The following is a 19,077-nucleotide window of genomic DNA, read 5'->3' as shown; positions in this document are numbered from 1 at the left end:
GTGCTCGGGAAAACCCGGGCACCGACCGGCTTTCAGCACCAGAAGCTTTTCAGGCAGCCATTTTCAAATAAATGATACTGCATCGGGTCGGCCCCTTCCGGGTGCCGGCCTTTTTGGCTTTTGGATTTTTGCCTTTGAAGACATCCATCCCATCCACCGCGTCATTCCCGCTTTCGCGGGAATGACGAAGGAGAAGAGTCAGCTTTACCCAACCCGCGTACCCCGTCCCGATTGATTGGCCAACCCGCTGATCGTCGCCCGCAGGGCCGCGGGCTTGACCGGCTTGGTCACCACCAGAATGCCGCGATCCTCGGCCAGCGCCCGCACAGCAGGGCTGCGATCGGCCGTCACCAGCGCCGCCGGCAGATGGCCACCGAGATTATGCCGCAGCCATTCGATGGCATCGAGGCCCGAAGTCTGGTCGAGGTGATAATCCATCAGCACGAGATCGGGATACCACCCCTCCAAGAGGCGCTCCCTGTCGATCTGCTTGAGCGACAGAGCCACGCGCACGTCGCAGCCCCAATGCTCCAGCAGGCCCTGCATGGCTTCGAGAATGGCCTTCTCATTGTCGACGCACAGCACCTTCAGATTGAGCGTGCCGACATTACTTTCCACCATCGGCCAGCTTTCGCCCTGCGCCGGCCGGGCATTGCGCACCACGGGGAGATAGAGCGAAAAGCGCGAGCCGCGCCCTTCCTTGCTGTCGAGTTCCAGTGTCAGGTCCATGGCCAAGACGAGGCGTTGCACGATGGAAAGCCCGAGCCCCAGCCCCTGTGCCATGCGCGCCGCCCGATCGAGCCGGGAAAATTCGGCAAAGACCAGCCGGTGCTGATCCCTATTGAAACCGATGCCCGTATCGATCACATCGAGCCGCAGACGATTGCCGCGCCGCCGCAGGCCCACCAGCACCTTGCCGCCCGCCGGGGTATATTTGATGGCATTGGAAACAAGGTTCTGCACGATACGCCCGACCAGCGAGCGGTCCGCCATCACCGAGGCTGCTGTCTTGACGATGCGCAGCGTCACATCGTGCTCGCGGGCGAGGGGGGCGAATTCCACCTCTGCCTTGCGCAACAGGTCCTGCGCCGCCACCGGGGCAGGGGCGGGCTTGAGCGCCCCGCTATCGATGCGTGAAATATCGAGCAGCGCCGACATGATCTCCTCAACCGCCGTCAACGAGGCTTCGATAGAGGTCGCCAATTCGGCAAAGGCAGTGGATTTGGCCCGCTCGATCAATGTGGATGTATAGAGCCGCGCGGCATTGAGCGGCTGGAGAAGATCGTGGCTCGCCGCCGCCAGAAATCGGGTCTTGTCGTGATTGGCGGCGTCAGCCTTGGCGCGCGCAATCTCCAACTCGGCATTAACGCGCGTCAGGTCTGCCGTGCGCTCCTCGACGCGACCTTCGAGCGAAAAATTGACCCGCTCCAGTTCGCGCTCCGCCTTCACCCGCGCCGTCACATCCGAAAAGGTGATGACAAGTCCGCCATCCGAGAGCCGGCTCGAATGAAATTCCAGCGTCTGACCGGCATTGCCGAGGCGTTGGGTCACCGTTATCGGCGCTTCGGTAAGCAGGTTGATGCGCTCGATGGCGAGCCGCGCTGCATCGCCCACGCCAAGGTCGCCGCGCTCGGCAAGGAACAGTGCAATGTCGAAAAGCGCTGTGCCCTCCCGGATCAGGTCCTCGGGCAAAGCGAGCAGCAGATTATAGCGCCGGTTCGACACGACGAGCCGCAGCCCCGCATCGAAGACCGCAATGCCCTGGGGCAGATAGTCGATGGCCAGCCGGAGGCTGGCTGAACTGTCAGCAGAGGAAAGCGCCATGGATTTCAGACAAGCTCGAATTGTTGAGAGCCGTTATCTGCCCCCCGGCGCAGGGGCGCAAGTTCGACTGAGGGACCATTGCAAATTGCCGAAAGGTCGGAAATGTTGGTTATCCCTCCGTTAACGTCCTGACCGGAGGCCGCTTTCCCGTTTGAAGAGGGTCGAACCTATGAGCTTTGTTAAGGAATTCCGTGATTTCGCCGTCAAGGGCAACATGATCGACCTCGCCATCGGCGTGATCATCGGTGCCGCCTTCGGGGCCATCGTGTCCTCCATCGTCGACGATATCTTCATGCCGCTCATCGGCATCATCATCGGTGGCATCGATTTTTCCGGCATCGTGCTGACCGTGGGCGAGGCGCGGGTCAATATCGGCCTCTTCATCAATGCCGTGGTCAAATTCGCCATCGTCGCCTTCGTGCTCTTCCTCGTGGTTAAGGCCATCAACAGCCTCAAGCGCGAAGCGGCCCAGGAGCCGGTCGAAACCACGCCCGCCCCGACCAAGGAAGAAATCCTGCTCACCGAAATCCGCGACGCCCTGCGCACCAATCCCCGCGTCTGACGCGAATAAAAGCCGGCTTGCAGAGGCCGGCTTTTTTGTGTCTACGATCTAGGAATAATATCTGTTGACCATTTTATGTTAGGCAAATATACCTAGCAAGTGCGTAGTGACACTTAAGTATTCTCTCTATCGGACGGCATGACCACTTAGAGCAAACTACAGGGGTGAGTGGGACGGAGGACGGTGGATGCGTTTTTCCACTGTCATGCGGCTCCGGCCCAAGGGTAATGCGAACCTTGCCAAAGGGGCTTTGGGCACGATGAGCGACGACACTTATTATCATTCATTTCTCAATCGGGACCGTGTGATCCATATCGTGGACGACGATCCCGCCATCTGCGAGGGGCTGAGCGTATTGTTCCGCCTCGAAGGCTTTCAGACCATGTTCTCGCTCGAGGCCGGGCATTTCCTCGCCTCGCTCGAACGACGACGGGTCGATGTGGCGGTGGTCAACCTGGTCATCGGCCAGGAGAGCGGCCTGCCGCTGCTGCGACGCGTCAAGGCGCTGCATACCGGCACGCCGGTGGTCATGCTGGCCAATTCTCCCCAGCTTGAAGCCGCCGTCACGGCCATGAAACTGGGCGCGACCGATGTGGTGCCAAAACCCATCGATAGCGAACACCTGCTCGGCATCATCCGCGACGCCCTGCGCCGCGACGTGCATCTGGGCGCTATGCAGGGTGGGAGGCGCCCCGTGGAGGTACGGGGTTTCTCCCAATTGACCCCGCGCGAACGCGAAGTGCTTCAGCTCATCACCAATGGGCAATCGAACAAGGAAGCGGGCCGAAAACTGGGCATTTCGCCCCGCACCATCGAAGTCCACCGCGCCCGCGTTATGGAAAAACTCGGCGCCAAGAACACGGCGGATTTGATGCGGATCGTGCTGACGAGCTGAGGTGGTCGAGGACTCTGGTAGTCCAGAAAAAATTCCTACCGATCGAAAGCCAAAGAACAGGTGCGACTTTTGCCACCGGCTGTTACCCCGGCCTGCGCCGGGGTGACAATCTCGCGCGAAACGCTTCACAGAGCGTGCTTCGGCCCAAAAACCTAAATCTGCGTCCGTGCCCGCAGCGCCTGGCTCAGCGTGCCCTCGTCGAGATAGTCGAGTTCCCCGCCGATCGGCACACCATGGGCGAGCCTTGTCACTTTCGTTCCCGGCTCGAGCCGGTCGGTGATGTAGTGCGCTGTCGTTTGCCCATCGACCGTGGCATTCATTGCCAGCACGATCTCCGAATAGTCCGGTGCGCGCGAAATCAGCATGTCGAGATTGAGATCGTCGGGCCCCACGCCATCGAGCGGCGACAATACCCCGCCCAGCACATGGTAGCGTACTTGGCCCGGCGCGGCGCGTTCCATCGCCCAGAGGTCGGAAACATCTTCGACGACGATCAGAATACCGCTATCGCCGCGCCGCGGGTCCGAGCAGATCGAGCAGGGGCACGTCGTATCGACATTGCCGCAGATTTCGCAGGTTTTTACCGCCGCCACGGCCCGGTCGAGCGCCGCCGAAAGGGGCAGCATCAACTGCTCCTTTTTCTTGATCATATGCAGCACAGCCCGCCGCGCCGAACGCGGCCCCAGGCCCGGCAAGCGGGCCAGAAGCTGGATCAATTGCTCGATTTCAGGTCCGCCGGATGGCATTTTTTGCGACTTGGCTCTGCATACACCCACCCTCACAATGTCATCCCCGCGAAAGCGGAGATCTCTGTTTGAGGGCCGAAACAAGGATTCCCGCTTTCGCGGGAATGACGCAGTGATCGATTTAGAACGGGAACTTCATTCCCGGCGGGATCGGCAGGCCGGCGGTGACTTCCGCCATGCGGCGCTGCACTTCGCTTTCGCTCTTGCCCTTGGCATCGTTGAACGCGGCGACGATCAGATCCTCAAGCACTTCGATCTCGCTCGGATTGGCCAGCGTCGGATCGATCTTGAGCCCGCGCAAATCACCCTTGCCCGAAAGCGCAACAGTGACGAGACCCCCGCCGGAGCGGCCTTCAACCACCATCTCGGCAAGCTCGGCCTGCATGGCCTCCATCTTGCCTTTCATTTCGCTGGCGGCCTTCATCATGCCCATGATATCTTTCATTCGTCGTCCTCTTCGATTGGTGCGGGGGCGATTTCGGGAATGGCGGCTTCTTCGTCACGCACAGAGACGTTAACGACCTTGGCCCCGGGAAAGGTTTCAAGGATGGCCTTCACAAGCGGGTCCTCATGAGCCGCCGCGGTGGCCGCTTCCTTGCGCTGCTCGCGCTCCTGCCGGATGGTCAGGCCCTCGGGCGGCTTGGTCGAAACCATGACCAGCCAGCGCTGACCGGTCCAGGTCTGCAACCGCGCCGACAGCGTCGCGATCATGCCGGGATCGGCGCCATCGGCCAGCGCCACCTCGATACGGCCCTGTTCGAAGGAAATCGGCCGCATCTGCGATTCGAGCGCGAGTTTTACGAGCACATCGCGCTTGGCAGTGGCCAGCGCAATGAGGTCCTTGTAGGTCGCGACAGTCGCCAAGGCCGGCGCCACGACTGCCTGCGGCCGCGTGACGGGCGCAGTTTCGGCCATAGCCTGTGGTTGCGTTGAGGCAATCGCCTGCGTCGCGACAGCCTGTGGCTGCGCTGACATCGGCGCCTCGACGCGCAGCGCTGTTGCGCCGCCACCCCCGCCACCACCATTGGGCGGCAGGCGCGGGGCAGGGGGCGTCAGTGGCGCATTGGCCAGCACCTGGCCGGAAAGCTTTGAAATCACCTCGTCCGGGCTCGGCAGGTCGGCAGCATAGGCGAGCCGGATCAGCGTCATTTCCGCCGCCTGCAGCGCATTGCCGGCGCGGCCCGTTTCTTCATTGCCCTTGAAGAGGATTTGCCACGCCCGCGTCAGCGCCCGCATCGGCAGGCGTTGCGCCAGATCGCGGCCACGGCTGCGCTCGTCAGGGGTCAGCGATGCGTCGTCGGCTGCCGCCGGCACGACCTTGATGCGCGTCACGAGATGAGTGAATTCAGCCAGGTCCGCCAGCATGGTCTGCGGATCGGCGCCAAGATCATAAAGCTCGCGCAGCGCTGTCAGTGCTTCGGCGACACGGCCGCCCATGACATCCTCGAAAAGGTCGATGATCCTCGCGCGATCGCCCAGACCCAGCATGGTCTTGACCGTCGCCGCCGAAACCGACCCGCCGCCATGGGCAATGGCCTGGTCGAGCAGCGACAGGCTATCGCGCGCCGAGCCTTCGCCGGCGCGCACGATCATGGCCAGGGCATCGGGCTCAAAGCCAATGCCTTCCTGCCCGAGAATCTTTTCGAGATAGGCGGTCATGATATCGGCGGGGATGCGCCGAAGATCGAACCGCTGGCAGCGCGACAGGATGGTGACCGGCACCTTGCGGATTTCGGTCGTCGCGAAGATGAATTTGACGTAGGGCGGCGGTTCCTCGAGCGTCTTCAGGAGGCCGTTGAAGGCCGCCGTCGAGAGCATGTGCACTTCGTCGATGACATAGACCTTGTAGGGCGCCGAGGCCGGGCCATACTTCACCGAGTCGATGATCTCGCGGATGTCATTGATGCCGGTATTGCTCGCGGCGTCCATTTCGATGACGTCGACATGGCGTCCCTCGATAATGGCGCGGCAATGCATGCCTTCTTTTTCGAGATCGAGCGTCGGGCGGCGGCCGTTTTCGTCTTCATAGTTGAAGGCGCGAGCCAGAATGCGCGCCGTCGTGGTTTTGCCCACGCCGCGCACGCCGGTCATGATGAAAGCATGATGGATGCGGTTCTGCGCAAAGGCATTGCCCAGCGTCTGCACCATCGCGTCCTGCCCGACGAGGGTCGAGAAGTCGCGCGGGCGATATTTGCGGGCCAGCACCAGATAGGGCGTGGTCTGAGCGTCAGCCATTTTTGCCCTTTCCTGCCTGTGCCTTAGGGATTCGGCCTTGGGTCATTTTCTGACCATAGGGCAATGACGTTCGTCCCGCAAAAGCCTGCGGCTCAAATTGCCAGATACGAACAGAGAATTGAGTAGGAGGCTGGCATCGACCCGTGAGGATCTCGTTGGGGCTGCTTCCTTCCGGACCTGACCCGGTTGGCGAGGAACACGTCCGCGCCAACCTCCCGATTGGCTATATGCGAACAAATGGTGTCGAAAGCAAGGGGTCAGTCCGGTTTATGCCGTCGCGGCGGATGCACCAACGTCACCAGCACCACCGAGATCAGCATCAGCAGATACCACGAGCCGAGCTTTTCAAAACTCACGAGACTCCAGCCATTTTCCTGGCTCGGATAGATCCAGGCGCGGCTCCAGGTGCCGATGTTTTCCGCAATCCAGATGAACAGCGCCACGAGCAGGAAGGCCACCAGCATGGGCATGGAATGGCGGAAGCGAAACACGCGATAGTGCATGAAGCTGCGCCCATAGAGCAGCACGACCCCGCCAAACAGCCACCAGCGAAAGTCATAAAAATAGTGGTGGCTGAAGAAATTGACATAGACGACCAGAGCCAGCAGCACCGTCATTGAGATCGGCGGATAGCGGGTAAAGGTGATGTCGAAAATGCGCTGGATGCGCGCCATGTAGGAGCCGACACAGGCATACATGAAACCTGAAAACAGCGGCACCCCGGCAATGCGGAACAGCGCATCGTCGGGATAGACCCATGACCCCACCGAGGTCTTGAACACTTCCATGATGGTGCCCACGACGTGGAAGATCAGGATCACTCGCGCCTCATCCAGCGTTTCCAGCCGAAAGAGGATCATCCCGGCCTGGATGACAAGCGCGGCGACAAACCAGAAGTCGTAGCGGTTGAGCCCGATTTCGGGCCACCATAGACGGGTGACGATGATCATCCCCAGCATCAGCCCGCCAAAAAGGCAGGCCCAGGCCTGCTTGAGCCCGAAGACCAGGAACTCGATGAGACCATCGGCAACGGCGCCGCGCGGCAGGCGCGCGAGGACGAGATGCGCCGCCGCATCGATCCTGGCTTCCACACTCGTGAACTGAATGGATTCCTCCCGCCCTTGCCCCGGCTCACCGCACTGGTTATGCCCAATGCAAAGGCGCCGAATTGTGGCGCGCCGGTCAAGACCGGATTCGGAACGGAGAAGCCATTTGGCCAGACGCCACCCGACCTCGCTGCGCACGTCCAAGCAGGACATTGCCGCCGCCAAGAAAGCGCCGCAGACGGCCCAGACCGAAAATCCCGCCTATCGGCTCGCCTTTGCCGACGACGACTTCATGACCTCGGAAGACACCCGCGGCGTCCGGTTCCAGCTCGAATATCTCAAGACCGAATTCCGCCTGCGCGAGCGCGGCATCGTTTCGACCGTCGTGCTCTTCGGCGGCGCCCGCATTCCCGAACCCGGCAAGCCCGCCTGGGCGGCCAAGAACGAAGTGCAGAAGCGCAATCTCGAAGCCGCGTCGCGCTATTATGACGAGGCCCGGCGCTTCGCCCAATTGGCAAGCCAAACCTCGGCCGCGAGCAATTTCACCGAATATGTCGTGGTGACCGGCGGTGGTCCCGGCGTCATGGAAGCGGGCAATCGCGGCGCAGCCGACATGGGCGCGCCCTCCATTGGGCTCAACATCGTGCTGCCGCACGAACAGGCGCCGAACCTCTACGTGACGCCCGACCTCTCTTTCAATTTCCACTATTTCGCCACGCGAAAAATCCACTTCCTGCTGCGCGCCAAGGCGGTTGCCGTCTTCCCCGGCGGCTTTGGTACGCTCGACGAATTTTTCGAAACCCTGACCCTGATCCAGACCGGCCGCATGGATCGCATCCCGGTCGTGCTCTTCGGCAAAGAATTCTGGGACAAGGTCATCAACCTCCAGGCTCTCGCCGAGGCCGGCACCATTTCCCCAACCGACCCGGAGCTGTTCTCCATCGTCGATACGGCCGAAGAAGGCTGGGCCGTGGTCCGCGATTTCTACAAGCTGCCGGAAACCGAAGAGCCGGACTGGCTTGGGGGCTAGAGCATCGCAGCTTTGCTTGTAAACTGAAAAGCCTAGAAGACCTCATGGTGAGGTGCGAAGCGTAGCGAAGCCTCGAACCACGAGGTCGGGCAGGCCTGCGCCATAGTGCCACGCCCATAGCCCGACGCGTAGCGCTCTGGGCGTTCTTCCTTGCAATTGCTCCACTGGAGCGATTGCAGCCAGTCAAACCCTTCGAGGCTTCGCTCCGCGCCTCAGGATGAGGTCTACTGGGGCAGCGGTTCAAACATGAAAAGCTCTAGCTCCCCGGTACCTCGAGCACCGCGCGCACGCCCGGGCCATTGTCCTCGATGCGGAAACTGCCGCCATGGAGCCGCGCCACGGCATTGACCAGCGCCAGCCCCAGCCCCGAGCCCGGCTCCGACCGGCTCTTTTCGAGCCGCACGAAGCGCTCCAGCACCCGGCTCCGGTCGGCTTCGGCAATGCCGGGGCCATTGTCTGCCACGACAATCGCGACGCTGCCGCCCGCGCGCTTGAGGCTCACGGCAATCTTGCCGGTGCTGCCGTCTTCGGGCTTGGCATATTTTATGGCGTTTTCTAGGAGATTCACCATGGCCTGCCCAATCAGTTCGCGATTGGCCTTGAGCGTAACCCCTTCGGCAATATCGGTTGCAACCTCGATGCCTTCGTCCTCGGCAACGGGCGTATAGAGCTCGGCCACATCGGCAACGATGGCGCTGACATCGATCTCAGACAGCGCCCCCGAAGGCGCCCCGGCTTCGACGCGGGCGATCATCAGCAGAGCATTGAACGTCTGGATCAGCTTGTCGCTCTCGGCGATCACCGTCTCCAGCGCCTTTTCCTTGGTTTGCGGGCTTGCCGTATCGCGCAGCGCGCCCTCGGCCTGGTTGCGTAGCCGCGTCAGCGGCGTTTTCAGGTCATGCGCCACATTGTCGGTGACTTCCTTGAGTCCTTGCAGCAGCTGTTCGATACGGTCGAGCATGGCATTGAGATTGCGCGCCAGCCCGTCGAACTCGTCATTGCGCTTGGTGATCGGCACGCGCTCGGAAAGATTGCCCGACATGATTTTTGTCGAGGTATCGCGAATGGTGTCGATGCGTTTGAGCACCCGCCGCGCCGTCACCCCGCCAGCGACGACCGAAAACAAAATAATGCCGACGACGCCGACGAGAAAACTTTGCAGGATGATGGCCGAATAGCCGCGCCGCTCGACGACGTCGCGTCCCACAACGAGCCGCATGCCATTGTTGAGTTCCACCGATTTGACCACGGCAACGCCCGAACGCCTTGGGGGTGGGCCGCCGTCGGGTCCCCTCGACCCGCTGGGCTCGGGGCCGGCATCGGCGCCCAAGGGGTCGGGCCGATCATAATCGAAACTGTAGACACCCGGATCGATCAGCACATCGGGCGGCACATCGCTCATATTGCCGAGCAGATATTGCCCCGCGGCATCGCCGAGATAGTAAACGCCAGGGCCCGGTTGGCTCGATAGCCGGTTGAGCGCAAAGGCCAGGGCGCGAATGCCCTGCGTTGCCTCGATGCGCTGGAACAGGCGCACCTCGCGGTCGATATCGTCGGTCTGCTGGCGCTGAATCTGCACGCTCGACTGCCAGCCGATAAAGCCCATGAGAAGGATGGCGAAGACGACGAAAATGGCGATGAAGGTGGCAGTAAGGCGAACGGTGGAGGTCCGCCAGACCTGGGCGAAGCGGCTCACGTGTTAGTCCCGGATCATGTAGCCGGCGCCGCGCACCGTATGGAGCAGGGCATTGTCATGCCCCTTGTCGATTTTCGAGCGCAGGCGCGACATGTGGACGTCGATTACATTGGTCTGGGGGTCGAAATGATAGTCCCAGACATTTTCGAGCAGCATGGTGCGGGTCACTACCTTGCCCGCATGCTTCATCAGATATTCGAGCAGGCGAAATTCGCGCGGCTGCAAAAGAATGGCCTCGCCGTCGCGCTCGACCTTGCGGCTCAGGCGATCGAGCGATAGCCCGCCGACGCTGTAGTTGGTTGCAGCTTCAGCCGGGCTCGAGCGTCGCGCCAAAACTTCGATGCGCGCCAGGAGTTCGGTAAAGGCATAGGGTTTGGTGAGATAATCGTCGCCCCCGGCCCGCAGACCCGTCACGCGGTCGTCCACTTCGCCAAGGGCGGAGAGAATGAGCACGGGCGTATTGTCGCCCTCGGCCCTGAGGCTCTCGATGATGGACAGGCCATCGCGCCGGGGCAGCATGCGATCGACGATGAGCACGTCATAGTCCATGCCCGAAGCCATGGCATAGCCGGTTTCGCCGTCGCTGGCGTGGTGGGTCACATGGCCCGCTTCGTCCAATGCCTGGATAAGATAGCTCGCGGCTTCCCGGTCATCTTCGATCAACAAAATCTTCATGCCGGTGCTCCGCTTACTGAACTGAAAGGCTCCGGGGGGAGGGAAACCCCGGAGCCCATAGGGCGCTTTCGAGCCGCTAGGCAATCAAAAGCGCTGTTGTTTTAGCCTTCTTCACCGAGCGGCAGGCCGATGAAGCGGGCTTCACCGTTGCGGGCAACCTTGACCAGGGCCGTATCGAGGCCCTTGCTCTGCACGCCCGAGATAGCGGCATCGTAATCGGCAATCGTGCTCAGCGGCTTGTTGTCGATTTCGAGCAGCACGTCGCCAACGGCGAGGCCACGCTGGGCTGCGGTGCTGTCGGGCTGGACGTCCTGGATCAGGAGGCCGCCCGAACCGTCACCATTGGGAACCAGGGTCATGCCCAGGCTAGAGGTGCTTTCCGGAACGTCGGCCGGCGGAACCGGTGCCTGATCCTGGGTCGGAGCAGCCTGTTCGGTCAGCTCGGTGAGCTTGACGGTCAGCTTGGTCTCCGCGCCATCGCGCCAGATGGTCAGCTCGACGTCCGAACCCGGTGCCTTGTTGGCAATGGTACGGCTGAGGTCGAGCGCGTCATCGATCTGGTCGCCATCCACCTGGGTGATGATGTCGCCGGACTTGACGCCGGCATCACCGGCAGGGCCATCGGAGGCCGGTTCGCGGACAATGGCGCCGCGGGCATTGGCGAGGCCAACGCTATCGGCAATGTCCTTGGTCACGTCCTGGATGGAGACGCCAAGATAGCCGCGGGTCACCGTACCGGTGTCGATCAGCTGGTTGACGATCTGCTTGACCGTGTGGGCCGGAATGGCAAAGGCGATACCGACATTGCCACCATTGGGCGAATAGATGGCAGTATTGACGCCGACCACTTCACCCTTGGTGTTGAAGGCCGGGCCGCCCGAATTGCCGGTATTCACGGCTGCGTCGATCTGCAGGAAATCGCCATAGCTGGAGCCGCCGATATTGCGGCCGGCACCCGAGATTACGCCGACGGTCACGGTACCACCGAGGCCGAACGGATTACCAACGGCAACCACCCAGTCGCCAACGCGGCTCGCGGTGTCCTCGAACGTCACGAAGGGCAGGTCCTTGCCTTCGATCTTGAGTACGGCAAGGTCGGTACGCTCGTCGGTGCCGACAACCGTTGCAACCTGTTCGGAGCCGTCTTCGAAGATCACGGTGACCTTGGTGGCATCGGAAACGACGTGGTTATTGGTGACCACATAGCCATCAGCCGAAATGATGAAGCCCGAACCGGCAGCCATGAACTGGCGCGGCTTGGCATCGCCACCCTGACCACGCGGGCCTCCGGGGCCACCGAACTGGTCGAAGAAGTCACGGAAGGGGTGACCTTCGGGCAGGTCGGGGAAGTTGAACTGGAAGTTGTCACCGCCGCCGCGCTGCACCGTGCGGGCCGGTTCCTGAGCTTCAACGAGAATGGACACGACTGCCGGCTTCACGGCATCAACGAGGTCGGCAAAGCCTTGCTGCTGGGTGACTTGCGGCACAGCGATCTGAGCCACATTGCGCACTTGGGCATTGGCAGCCTGACCCGTCAGCACGAATGCCGTGGACACGCCACCGATACCCACCAGAAGCGCCAGGGCCGATGCTCCAAGCCAGCGGCGCGTACGCGAAAGAAGAGTGGGACGCATAAGGAAAAGTCTCCTTCGAAAAAGCTCTCAACAGCTTGTGGCACTAGATATGGAACGTGCCGCCTTTCTGGGAAGTTGCGCCAGCATTAATGTTTCGCAATGTTGCTGGCTGCATTGCGGCAGCGTTAATCCGGCGGCCACAATCCCGGCGAAATCGGGCTTTGGCAACCGTTTGAACGGACGGTTATTGCCCCATGGAGGAGGCGATCTCATGGCATCTCGGAAAGGTTCGAAAGTTAGCTGGACCTGGGGCGCACACGAGGCGCACGGCAAGATCATCGAGCGCTTCACCAGTCGCGTGACCCGCACCATCAAGGGAACCGAGGTTACACGCGAAGCGAGCCGGAAGGAGCCGGCCTATCTCATCGAGCAGGAGGATGGGGATCAGGTGCTGAAAAGTCGGAGCGAATTGCGGGCAGGGTAGGGCGCCGGTGCCTGCCATCCCCCCACCCATCCTCCCCCATCAAGGGGGAGGTGTCGTATCGAGCGTGTGGCAATATCTCACCCCAATCGCTGACCTTCACCTCCCCCTTGATGGGGGAGGCCGGGAGGGGGTGGCAGCACGCTCAGCCTTTAATTCCTGTCCCCCGGCTCCTCACCCACAAGCCTAAGCGTCCGCTGCTCATCGCTCCCGCCATCCCAACCCGCCGGCAAACTCTTCCCCGACTTCGCGCCAAGTTCGCGCAGCATCTCCACCTGCCGCACCACATTGCCGCGCCCGGTGGACAGCTGGTCCTTGGCCTTGGCAAAATCCTGCTGCGCGCGCTCGATGCTGCTGCCCACCTTGTCCATCGTCCCAAGGAACCCGGCGACCTTCTCGTAAAGCGCACCGGCGCGCTCTGCGATCTCCTCCGCATTCTGGTGGCGCTTTTCGATGTCCCAGACATTGCGCACGGTGCGCAGCACCGTCATCAGCGTCGTCGGCGTGGTCAGCATCACGCCCTTGCCCATGCCGAATTCGACAAGCTTGGTGTCATGCTGAATCGCCGTCGCCAGCGCCGACTCGATCGGCACGAACATCATCACATAGTCGAGGCTCGACTTGGCCGCGCGATGGTAGCTCTTGTCCCCCAGCGTCGTGATGTGCCCGCGCACTGAGGTGATATGGGCGCGCAGATGCTGGTCACGATCCAGCTCCTCGCTGTTCACAAAGGCTTCGAAGGCGGTCAGGGACACCTTTGAGTCGATGACCAGCTTGTCCCCGTTCGGCATCAGGATTTCGACATCCGTGCGGACGCGTTGCCCGTCTTCGCCGCTATGGCTCTGCTGGGTAAAATACTGTTCGCCCTCCCGCAGCCCCGATTGCTCGAGAATTGTGGACAGGATCATTTCGCCCCAGGCGCCCTGCGTCTGCGAATTGCCTTTTAGCGCCCGCGTCAGATTCTGCGCTTCCGTGGTGATCTGCAGATTGCTCTCGGCAAGAGCGCGAATGCGCTCGCCCATGGCGGAGCGATCTTCGACGAGGTTCTTGTGAAACTCGGTAATCTTGTCCTGCAGCGGTTTCAGCAGCGTATCGACCTGCTCGCGGTTTTGCTTGGAAAACGTCTCGCCGTGGCTTTTGAGCACGTCCCCGGCAATGGCCTTGAACTCGTCGGTCATCTGCTGCCGCGCTTCGGTAAAGCGCTTCATATTGGCTTCGTTCTGCCGCGCCTGCTCGTCGAGCCGCGTTCGCATTGCCGCCAGTTCAGCCGTCAGCTCGCTGTTCTTTTCCCGCTCATTGTCGATCAGTTCGCCCGACCGCTCGCGCTCGCGCGCAATCCCGAGATCAAGGTCGCGAATGCGCATGTCGCGCTGCGCAATCTGTTCGAGAAAACTGGCTTTCAGGTTTTCGCTCGCTTCCCGCGCCACTTCATCGGCCCGCTGCGCATTGGCGCGCGCCGAGCCGACGAGTAGAAAAACGCCTGTCGCCAGCAGCACCACGATGCCGACAACAAGCGCAAGCCCCAGGGTCACCGGCACAGAGCCGGCCATGAACAGAATAGTGTCGAGTTCACTCATGGGGGCACTCTACCCGATTCTTCTGTTCTTAAAATGTTCTATTCTGCGCGGTGCGCAAACCCGCTGCGCAGTTGACCAGAGAGCCTCAAGACGCCATATCACTGGCAAATCCAGATATCGCCGGACCTTTGCCATGGCCATCCGCCCTATTCTCATCATTCCCGACGCGCGCCTGCGCGCAGTTGCCGATCCCATCGTCGAGGTCGACGAAGAGATCAAGACGCTGGCCAAGGACATGCTCGATACCATGTATGACGCGCCGGGCATTGGCCTTGCTGCGCCCCAGATCGGGGTGATGAAGCGCATCGTCGTCATGGACCTCGCCCCCGAAGGCGAAACCCCGACGCCGCTCGTCATGATCAATCCCGAAATCACCAAGTTCGGCGACGAGATCCAGGTGACCGAAGAGGGGTGCCTCTCGATCCCCGAGCTTTACTATGAAGTCGAGCGTCCTTCCACGGTCACGGTGAAGTACACTGACCTCGACGGCCAGGAAGTCACCAAGGACGCCGATGGCAAGCTCGCCGTCTGTATCCAGCACGAACTCGATCACCTCGATGGCGTGCTCTACATCGACTATCTCAGCCGCCTGAAGCGCGACCGCGTCATCAAGAAGTTCGACAAGCAGGCAAAGCTCGCCGCGCGTTGATCTATTCTTCTCCCCATCGGGGAGAAGGTGGCGCGAAGCGCCGGATGAGGGGGTGCTGCGCCTTGGGCTAGAGCACCCTCACCCGTCTCGCCCTGCGGGCGATCCACCCTCTCCCCGATGGGGAGAGGAAAAAGAGAGGCTCTCGTCATGCGCGTCGTCTTCATGGGCACGCCCGAATTTTCCGTGCCGACGCTGACCGAGATCGTCGCTTCCGGCCACGAAGTCCTCGCCGTCTATACGCGCGCGCCAAAGCCGGCCGGCCGCGGCCAAGCCGAGCGCAAGAGCCCGGTGCATGAAGCGGCCGAGAATTTCGGCATTCCCGTCTTCACGCCTAAAAGCCTCCGTAACGAAGCCGAACAGCTGCAATTCGCCTCGCTCGGCGCCGATGTTGCCGTGGTCGTCGCCTATGGCCTGATTCTGCCCAAGGCCATCCTCGAAGCGCCAACCGAAGGCTGCCTCAATCTCCACGGTTCGCTCCTGCCCCGCTGGCGCGGTGCCGCGCCCATGCAGCGCGCCATTATGGCCGGGGACAAGCAGACCGGCATCGTCGTCATGAACATGGACGAAGGTCTCGATACTGGCGCCATGGGCCCGACCGAAATCATCCCCATCGGCCCCGACATGACCGCGGGCGAACTGCACGACCAGATGATGCGCCTCGGCGCCGATCTCATGGGCCGCGCGCTCGCCGCGCTCGAACGCGGCAGCCTCGATTTCACGCCCCAGCCCGAAGAGGGCGTTACCTATGCGGCAAAGATCGAGAAGACCGAGGCCAAGCTCGATTTCTCCAAATCCGCCGAAGAGGTGCACAACACCATCCGCGGCCTCTCGCCGTTCCCGGGCGCCTGGTTCGAGCTTGAGCTGGCCGGCAAGCCGACCCGCATCAAGGCCCTGCGCTCCACGCTCGCATCCGGCAATGCCGCCCCCGGCACCCTGATCGGCCCCGAACTCACCATCGCCTGTGGTTCCGACGCCGTCCGCCTCACCCAGGTGCAGCGCGAAGGCAAGGGCGCCATGGATGCCGCAACGTTCCTGCGCGGGGCAGGGGTCTTGCCCGCAACCGTCATCGGCTGATGCCCCGCTATCGCATCACGCTCGAGTACGATGGAACCCCGTTCTGCGGCTGGCAGCGCCAGGCCGATCGGATGAGCGTGCAGCAGGCCCTCGAAGAAGCCATCTTCCGCTTCTCTGGCGAGACGGTGACGACGCAGGCCTCCGGCCGCACCGATGCCGGCGTCCACGCCCTCGGCCAGGTCGTCCACTTCGACCTCTCGACCGACCGCGACCCGTTTCGCGTGCGCGAGGCACTCAACTATCACCTGCGCCCCAACCCCGCCGCGGTCATCGATTGCGAAATCGTCCCCGAAACCTTTGAGGCCCGCTTCTCAGCCCTCGCGCGTCACTACGAATACCGCATCCTCAACCGCCGCGCCCCCGCCGCACTCGAGCGCAATCAGGTCTGGCACGTCCCCATGCCGCTCGATGCCGAAGTGATGCACGAAGCCGCCCAAAAAATCCTCGGCCGCCATGATTTCACGACCTTTCGCTCGTCCGAGTGCCAGGCCAATTCGCCCATCCGCACGCTCGACCATTTTGCCGTGCGCCGCGAACTCGACCACGTCGTCGTTGCCGCCAGCGCTCGCTCTTTCCTCCACCATCAGGTGCGCTCCATGGTGGGTTCGCTGAAACTGGTTGGTGAGGGCAGATGGACCCCGGCCGATTTCCGCGCCGCGCTCGACGCAGCCGACCGCAGCCGCTGCGGCGCCATGGCGCCATCAGCAGGGCTCTACTTCGTTAAAGTCGACTATTAGGTCAGCGCCGGCGCCGGGAGGAACAAGGCAACAATGCCCAGCGCCAGGAACACGCCCACGGCCTGCGATACGAACAAAAGCCCGATCTGCAGCGGCGCCAGCGTCACGATGAAGCGGCCGATATTGATGAACGTCAGCAGCGCCACGATGGCAATGCCGAGCAGCAGCACGATGCCGGCCTCGCCGAACAGCGTCGAAATCAGCAGCAGCACCGCCGAAACCAGCGTCACCCAATTGCTGGCAACGAGATAGGGAATGAACCCATCCTGCCGTCCCATCTGCCTGAGGACGAGGGCAGCCATGCCCGCCTGCGCCACGAAGAGCACAGCATTGACGATGACCGATTGCGTCGCCGCCCCGGCCGGCATGTTGATCCCGAACAGCACCGGCCCAAAGCCGGCCAGCATCACGGCGACGACCGCCGCGATCAGGCTGCCGACAAGGCCGCGCTGGGAAAAATCGAAATAGGCCGAAGCATCGCGCTTGCCGGTAATGAGGGCAACGCAGCCTCGGACGGCGCTCGCGGCTTCTTCGAAAAAGGGAGAATTAGGCTGGGCCAAGGGCGTGGATCTCGTCTCAAGGTGTGGGCGCGGCCACGGGGCCAAGCACCATGTAGAGCGTCACTGGCATACCGACAAGCAGCACCATGGTCAAAACCGCAAATGCCGCAGCAACGCCAATATTCCACCCGCCGACCCGCCAGCCCAGATGAAACAGCAGAAAAGCCAGGCCGATCCAGAGCAGAATCAGCACCGGTCCGGCAATCAGCGAGAGAATGGTGCCAACCACGAGATAGGCGATCAGCGCATAAATCCCTGGCACCAGCAGGTCCAGCACCCGTGCGTCGCCTGGCACCATGCGCCGGGTTACAAAGATGCCGATAAGCAACGCGAGGATGGAAAGGCTCTGCACCAGCAGTGCAATGAGGAGACCGAAGAAATTCGGAATGCCGACATCGGCCGTCGCCAGTGCGATCGAAAGCAGCGAAAAAAACAGAAACAGCACCAGTGCCGTCGTCAGTCCGGCCGCAGAAATCGTAAAATGCCTCTGCCAATCAGCCTCGCCGCGAATGATGGCGATCCAGCCGGCCAGCGCTTCCTTCAGTGCCGCAAAGGTCTTCATTCCGCCTCGCTCGCGAAAAATCTGGCCATAAAGCTCTCATAGATCGCCGTCAGCCCGACAAGGTCGGTAATGGCGATATGCTCGTCCGCCTTGTGCATGGAGGGGCCAACGAGGCCGCACTCCACCACCGGTCCGTATTGCGCGATGAAGCGCGCATCCGACGTGCCGCCGCCGGTCGAATATTCAGGCCGCCGCCCGGTCACATCCTCGATGGCATCGGACAGCGTGTCGATATCGTCGGAAAGCGGCGAGAGGAACGACCGCGACGGCACGCCGGCCAGTTCAAACCTGACCTCGGTGCCCTTCGCCTCGACTGAAGCGATCCGCTCGCGCACCCAGTCTGCCAAACTGTCCGGCGTCCAGGCGTCATTGTAGCGGATATTGAATTTGAGCGTCCCGGCGCCCGGAATGACATTGCTGGTGGGATTGCCGACATCCACCGTCGTCACTTCAAGGTTGCTGGGGGGAAAGTGCTCCGTGCCATCGTCGAGTTTGGTCGTGCTCAGCGCCGTCAGAATAGCGGCCAGCACAGGCAGCGGATTGTTCGCCTTGTGCGGATAGGCGACATGCCCCTGCACGCCTTTCACCGTCACCGCGCCCGAAAACGACCCGCGCCGCCCGATCTTGATGCTGTCGCCCAGCGCCTCGGCCGAGCTCGGCTCACCCACCAGCGCGAAGTCGAAGCTGTGGCCATTATCGGCCATCCAGCGCACGAGCTTTTCCGTGCCATTGATGGCATCGGCCTCTTCGTCATTGGTAATGGCAAGCTGGATCGTGCCGGCCTCTGACGGAGTGGCGGCACAGGCCGCCACAAAGGCCGCGACACCCGATTTCATATCGGCCGCCCCGCGCCCAAAAAGCTTGCCGCCTTCGACCCGCGGCACGAAGGGATCGCTGGTCCATTGCGCGCGATCACCCGGTGGCACCACGTCGGTATGCCCGGCAAAGAGCAGCTTCCGCCCGCCCGTGCCGCGCGTCGCAAAGAGATTGTCGACGGGATAGGACCCGTCACCATCGAACCGCAGATGCGTCACGGCAAAGCCGATCGCTTCCAGCTCCTTGCCCAAAAGGTCGAGCGCCCCGGCCGCCTCCGGCGTTACCGAGGGGCAGACAATGAGGCGTTCGAGCAGGTTCTGCGGGTCGATGGTCAACGG

At 62.1% G+C, this 19,077-nt stretch carries 18 protein-coding genes, 1 other RNA gene and 1 pseudogene; 7 read left to right on the top strand and 13 right to left on the bottom strand.

Going from position 1 to position 19,077, the window contains the following annotated elements; genetic code table 11:
- Positions 1–204: 204 nt before the first annotated feature.
- Positions 205–1,824, bottom strand: coding sequence for a hybrid sensor histidine kinase/response regulator (locus J7557_RS12030; RefSeq protein ID WP_291420305.1), 1,620 nt, complete (start codon positions 1,822–1,824; stop codon positions 205–207).
- Positions 1,825–1,993: 169 nt separating this feature from the next.
- Here J7557_RS12030 and mscL point away from each other — a divergent pair, with 169 nt between their 5' ends.
- On the top strand, positions 1,994–2,386 hold the full coding sequence (mscL, locus tag J7557_RS12025) for a large-conductance mechanosensitive channel protein MscL (protein ID WP_291420304.1): 393 nt from the start codon (positions 1,994–1,996) through the stop codon (positions 2,384–2,386).
- Positions 2,387–2,573: 187 nt separating this feature from the next.
- Positions 2,574–3,281, top strand: coding sequence for a LuxR C-terminal-related transcriptional regulator (locus J7557_RS12020; RefSeq protein WP_291420303.1), 708 nt, complete (start codon positions 2,574–2,576; stop codon positions 3,279–3,281).
- 152 nt (positions 3,282–3,433) lie between these two features.
- Here J7557_RS12020 and recR read toward each other — a convergent pair whose 3' ends face one another.
- The 5 genes and pseudogenes from recR to J7557_RS11995 all read right to left on the bottom strand — a co-directional run bounded on the left by recR (position 3,434) and on the right by J7557_RS11995 (position 7,353).
- Entirely contained in the window at positions 3,434–4,027 is a 594-nt protein-coding gene (recR, locus tag J7557_RS12015; RefSeq protein ID WP_291420302.1) for a recombination mediator RecR, read from the bottom strand.
- A gap of 121 nt (positions 4,028–4,148) precedes the next feature.
- A complete protein-coding gene (locus tag J7557_RS12010) occupies positions 4,149–4,472 on the bottom strand; it encodes a YbaB/EbfC family nucleoid-associated protein (protein ID WP_291420301.1) in 324 nt (107 codons plus the stop codon).
- Positions 4,469–6,274, bottom strand: a pseudogene (locus J7557_RS12005) (DNA polymerase III subunit gamma/tau); the annotation flags it as partial. The gene J7557_RS12010 and the pseudogene J7557_RS12005, both read right to left, overlap by 4 nt.
- 109 nt (positions 6,275–6,383) lie before the next feature.
- An RNA gene (gene ffs, locus J7557_RS12000) (signal recognition particle sRNA small type) lies at positions 6,384–6,479 on the bottom strand.
- A 40-nt stretch (positions 6,480–6,519) separates the two neighbouring features.
- Positions 6,520–7,353, bottom strand: a complete 834-nt coding sequence (locus J7557_RS11995; protein ID WP_291420300.1) for a DUF817 domain-containing protein — start codon at positions 7,351–7,353, stop codon at positions 6,520–6,522.
- Between the two features lie 121 nt (positions 7,354–7,474).
- Here J7557_RS11995 and J7557_RS11990 point away from each other — a divergent pair, with 121 nt between their 5' ends.
- Positions 7,475–8,338: an LOG family protein gene (locus tag J7557_RS11990; RefSeq protein WP_291420299.1), complete on the top strand. Its 864-nt coding sequence runs from the start codon at positions 7,475–7,477 to the stop codon at positions 8,336–8,338.
- A gap of 256 nt (positions 8,339–8,594) precedes the next feature.
- Here the strand turns inward: J7557_RS11990 and J7557_RS11985 are convergent, their stop codons facing one another.
- The 3 genes from J7557_RS11985 to J7557_RS11975 all read right to left on the bottom strand — a co-directional run bounded on the left by J7557_RS11985 (position 8,595) and on the right by J7557_RS11975 (position 12,343).
- Complete coding sequence (locus J7557_RS11985) at positions 8,595–10,034, bottom strand: HAMP domain-containing sensor histidine kinase (protein WP_291420298.1); 1,440 nt, start codon at positions 10,032–10,034, stop codon at positions 8,595–8,597.
- Positions 10,035–10,037: 3 nt separating this feature from the next.
- Complete coding sequence (locus J7557_RS11980; RefSeq protein WP_291420297.1) at positions 10,038–10,709, bottom strand: response regulator transcription factor; 672 nt, start codon at positions 10,707–10,709, stop codon at positions 10,038–10,040.
- Positions 10,710–10,810: 101 nt separating this feature from the next.
- On the bottom strand, positions 10,811–12,343 hold the full coding sequence (locus tag J7557_RS11975; RefSeq protein WP_291420296.1) for a Do family serine endopeptidase: 1,533 nt from the start codon (positions 12,341–12,343) through the stop codon (positions 10,811–10,813).
- A 211-nt stretch (positions 12,344–12,554) separates the two neighbouring features.
- Here J7557_RS11975 and J7557_RS11970 point away from each other — a divergent pair, with 211 nt between their 5' ends.
- The gene (locus tag J7557_RS11970; protein ID WP_291420295.1) at positions 12,555–12,767 is read left to right on the top strand and encodes a DUF2945 domain-containing protein; all 213 of its coding nucleotides are present in this window, start codon (positions 12,555–12,557) and stop codon (positions 12,765–12,767) included.
- Positions 12,768–12,916: 149 nt separating this feature from the next.
- Here the strand turns inward: J7557_RS11970 and rmuC are convergent, their stop codons facing one another.
- Positions 12,917–14,341 (bottom strand): DNA recombination protein RmuC, encoded by a 1,425-nt coding sequence (rmuC, locus tag J7557_RS11965; RefSeq protein ID WP_291420294.1) that lies wholly within the window; start codon positions 14,339–14,341, stop codon positions 12,917–12,919.
- 133 nt (positions 14,342–14,474) lie between these two features.
- Between rmuC and def the strand changes: the two genes are divergently transcribed.
- From def to truA, 3 genes are all read left to right on the top strand, one after another.
- On the top strand, positions 14,475–14,990 hold the full coding sequence (gene def / locus J7557_RS11960) for a peptide deformylase (protein WP_291420293.1): 516 nt from the start codon (positions 14,475–14,477) through the stop codon (positions 14,988–14,990).
- Between the two features lie 147 nt (positions 14,991–15,137).
- The gene (gene fmt / locus J7557_RS11955; protein ID WP_291420292.1) at positions 15,138–16,064 is read left to right on the top strand and encodes a methionyl-tRNA formyltransferase; all 927 of its coding nucleotides are present in this window, start codon (positions 15,138–15,140) and stop codon (positions 16,062–16,064) included.
- Positions 16,064–16,801 (top strand): tRNA pseudouridine(38-40) synthase TruA, encoded by a 738-nt coding sequence (gene truA / locus J7557_RS11950; RefSeq protein ID WP_291420291.1) that lies wholly within the window; start codon positions 16,064–16,066, stop codon positions 16,799–16,801. Before fmt ends, truA begins: the two co-directional genes overlap by 1 nt.
- On the opposite strand, the gene J7557_RS11945 is transcribed toward truA, so the two are convergent.
- Genes J7557_RS11945 through dapE form a run of 3 tightly spaced genes read right to left on the bottom strand, consistent with a single transcriptional unit; the run spans position 16,798 to position 19,074 of the window.
- Entirely contained in the window at positions 16,798–17,361 is a 564-nt protein-coding gene (locus tag J7557_RS11945) for a hypothetical protein (protein WP_291420290.1), read from the bottom strand. The two genes, truA and J7557_RS11945, sit on opposite strands and share 4 nt — an antisense overlap.
- 16 nt (positions 17,362–17,377) lie before the next feature.
- The gene (locus J7557_RS11940; RefSeq protein WP_291420289.1) at positions 17,378–17,923 is read right to left on the bottom strand and encodes a hypothetical protein; all 546 of its coding nucleotides are present in this window, start codon (positions 17,921–17,923) and stop codon (positions 17,378–17,380) included.
- Positions 17,920–19,074, bottom strand: coding sequence for a succinyl-diaminopimelate desuccinylase (gene dapE, locus J7557_RS11935; protein ID WP_291420288.1), 1,155 nt, complete (start codon positions 19,072–19,074; stop codon positions 17,920–17,922). Before dapE ends, J7557_RS11940 begins: the two co-directional genes overlap by 4 nt.
- Between the last annotated feature and the right edge of the window lie 3 nt (positions 19,075–19,077).

The organism is Devosia sp., assembly GCF_017744655.1.
Lineage (GTDB): Bacteria > Pseudomonadota > Alphaproteobacteria > Rhizobiales > Devosiaceae > Devosia.
This window is presented reverse-complemented; position numbering and strand designations above follow the sequence as displayed.

Excerpts from the sequence above, each read along its gene's own strand:
- J7557_RS12030 (WP_291420305.1), bottom strand. The coding sequence starts at position 1,824 with ATGGCGCTTTCCTCTGCTGACAGTTCAGCCAGCCTCCGGCTGGCCATC.
- mscL (WP_291420304.1), top strand. The coding sequence starts at position 1,994 with ATGAGCTTTGTTAAGGAATTCCGTGATTTCGCCGTCAAGGGCAACATG.
- J7557_RS12020 (WP_291420303.1), top strand. The coding sequence starts at position 2,574 with ATGCGTTTTTCCACTGTCATGCGGCTCCGGCCCAAGGGTAATGCGAAC.
- recR (WP_291420302.1), bottom strand. The coding sequence starts at position 4,027 with ATGCCATCCGGCGGACCTGAAATCGAGCAATTGATCCAGCTTCTGGCC.
- J7557_RS12010 (WP_291420301.1), bottom strand. The coding sequence starts at position 4,472 with ATGAAAGATATCATGGGCATGATGAAGGCCGCCAGCGAAATGAAAGGC.
- J7557_RS11980 (WP_291420297.1), bottom strand. The coding sequence starts at position 10,709 with ATGAAGATTTTGTTGATCGAAGATGACCGGGAAGCCGCGAGCTATCTT.
- J7557_RS11975 (WP_291420296.1), bottom strand. The coding sequence starts at position 12,343 with ATGCGTCCCACTCTTCTTTCGCGTACGCGCCGCTGGCTTGGAGCATCG.
- J7557_RS11970 (WP_291420295.1), top strand. The coding sequence starts at position 12,555 with ATGGCATCTCGGAAAGGTTCGAAAGTTAGCTGGACCTGGGGCGCACAC.
- rmuC (WP_291420294.1), bottom strand. The coding sequence starts at position 14,341 with ATGAGTGAACTCGACACTATTCTGTTCATGGCCGGCTCTGTGCCGGTG.
- def (WP_291420293.1), top strand. The coding sequence starts at position 14,475 with ATGGCCATCCGCCCTATTCTCATCATTCCCGACGCGCGCCTGCGCGCA.
- fmt (WP_291420292.1), top strand. The coding sequence starts at position 15,138 with ATGCGCGTCGTCTTCATGGGCACGCCCGAATTTTCCGTGCCGACGCTG.
- truA (WP_291420291.1), top strand. The coding sequence starts at position 16,064 with ATGCCCCGCTATCGCATCACGCTCGAGTACGATGGAACCCCGTTCTGC.
- J7557_RS11940 (WP_291420289.1), bottom strand. The coding sequence starts at position 17,923 with ATGAAGACCTTTGCGGCACTGAAGGAAGCGCTGGCCGGCTGGATCGCC.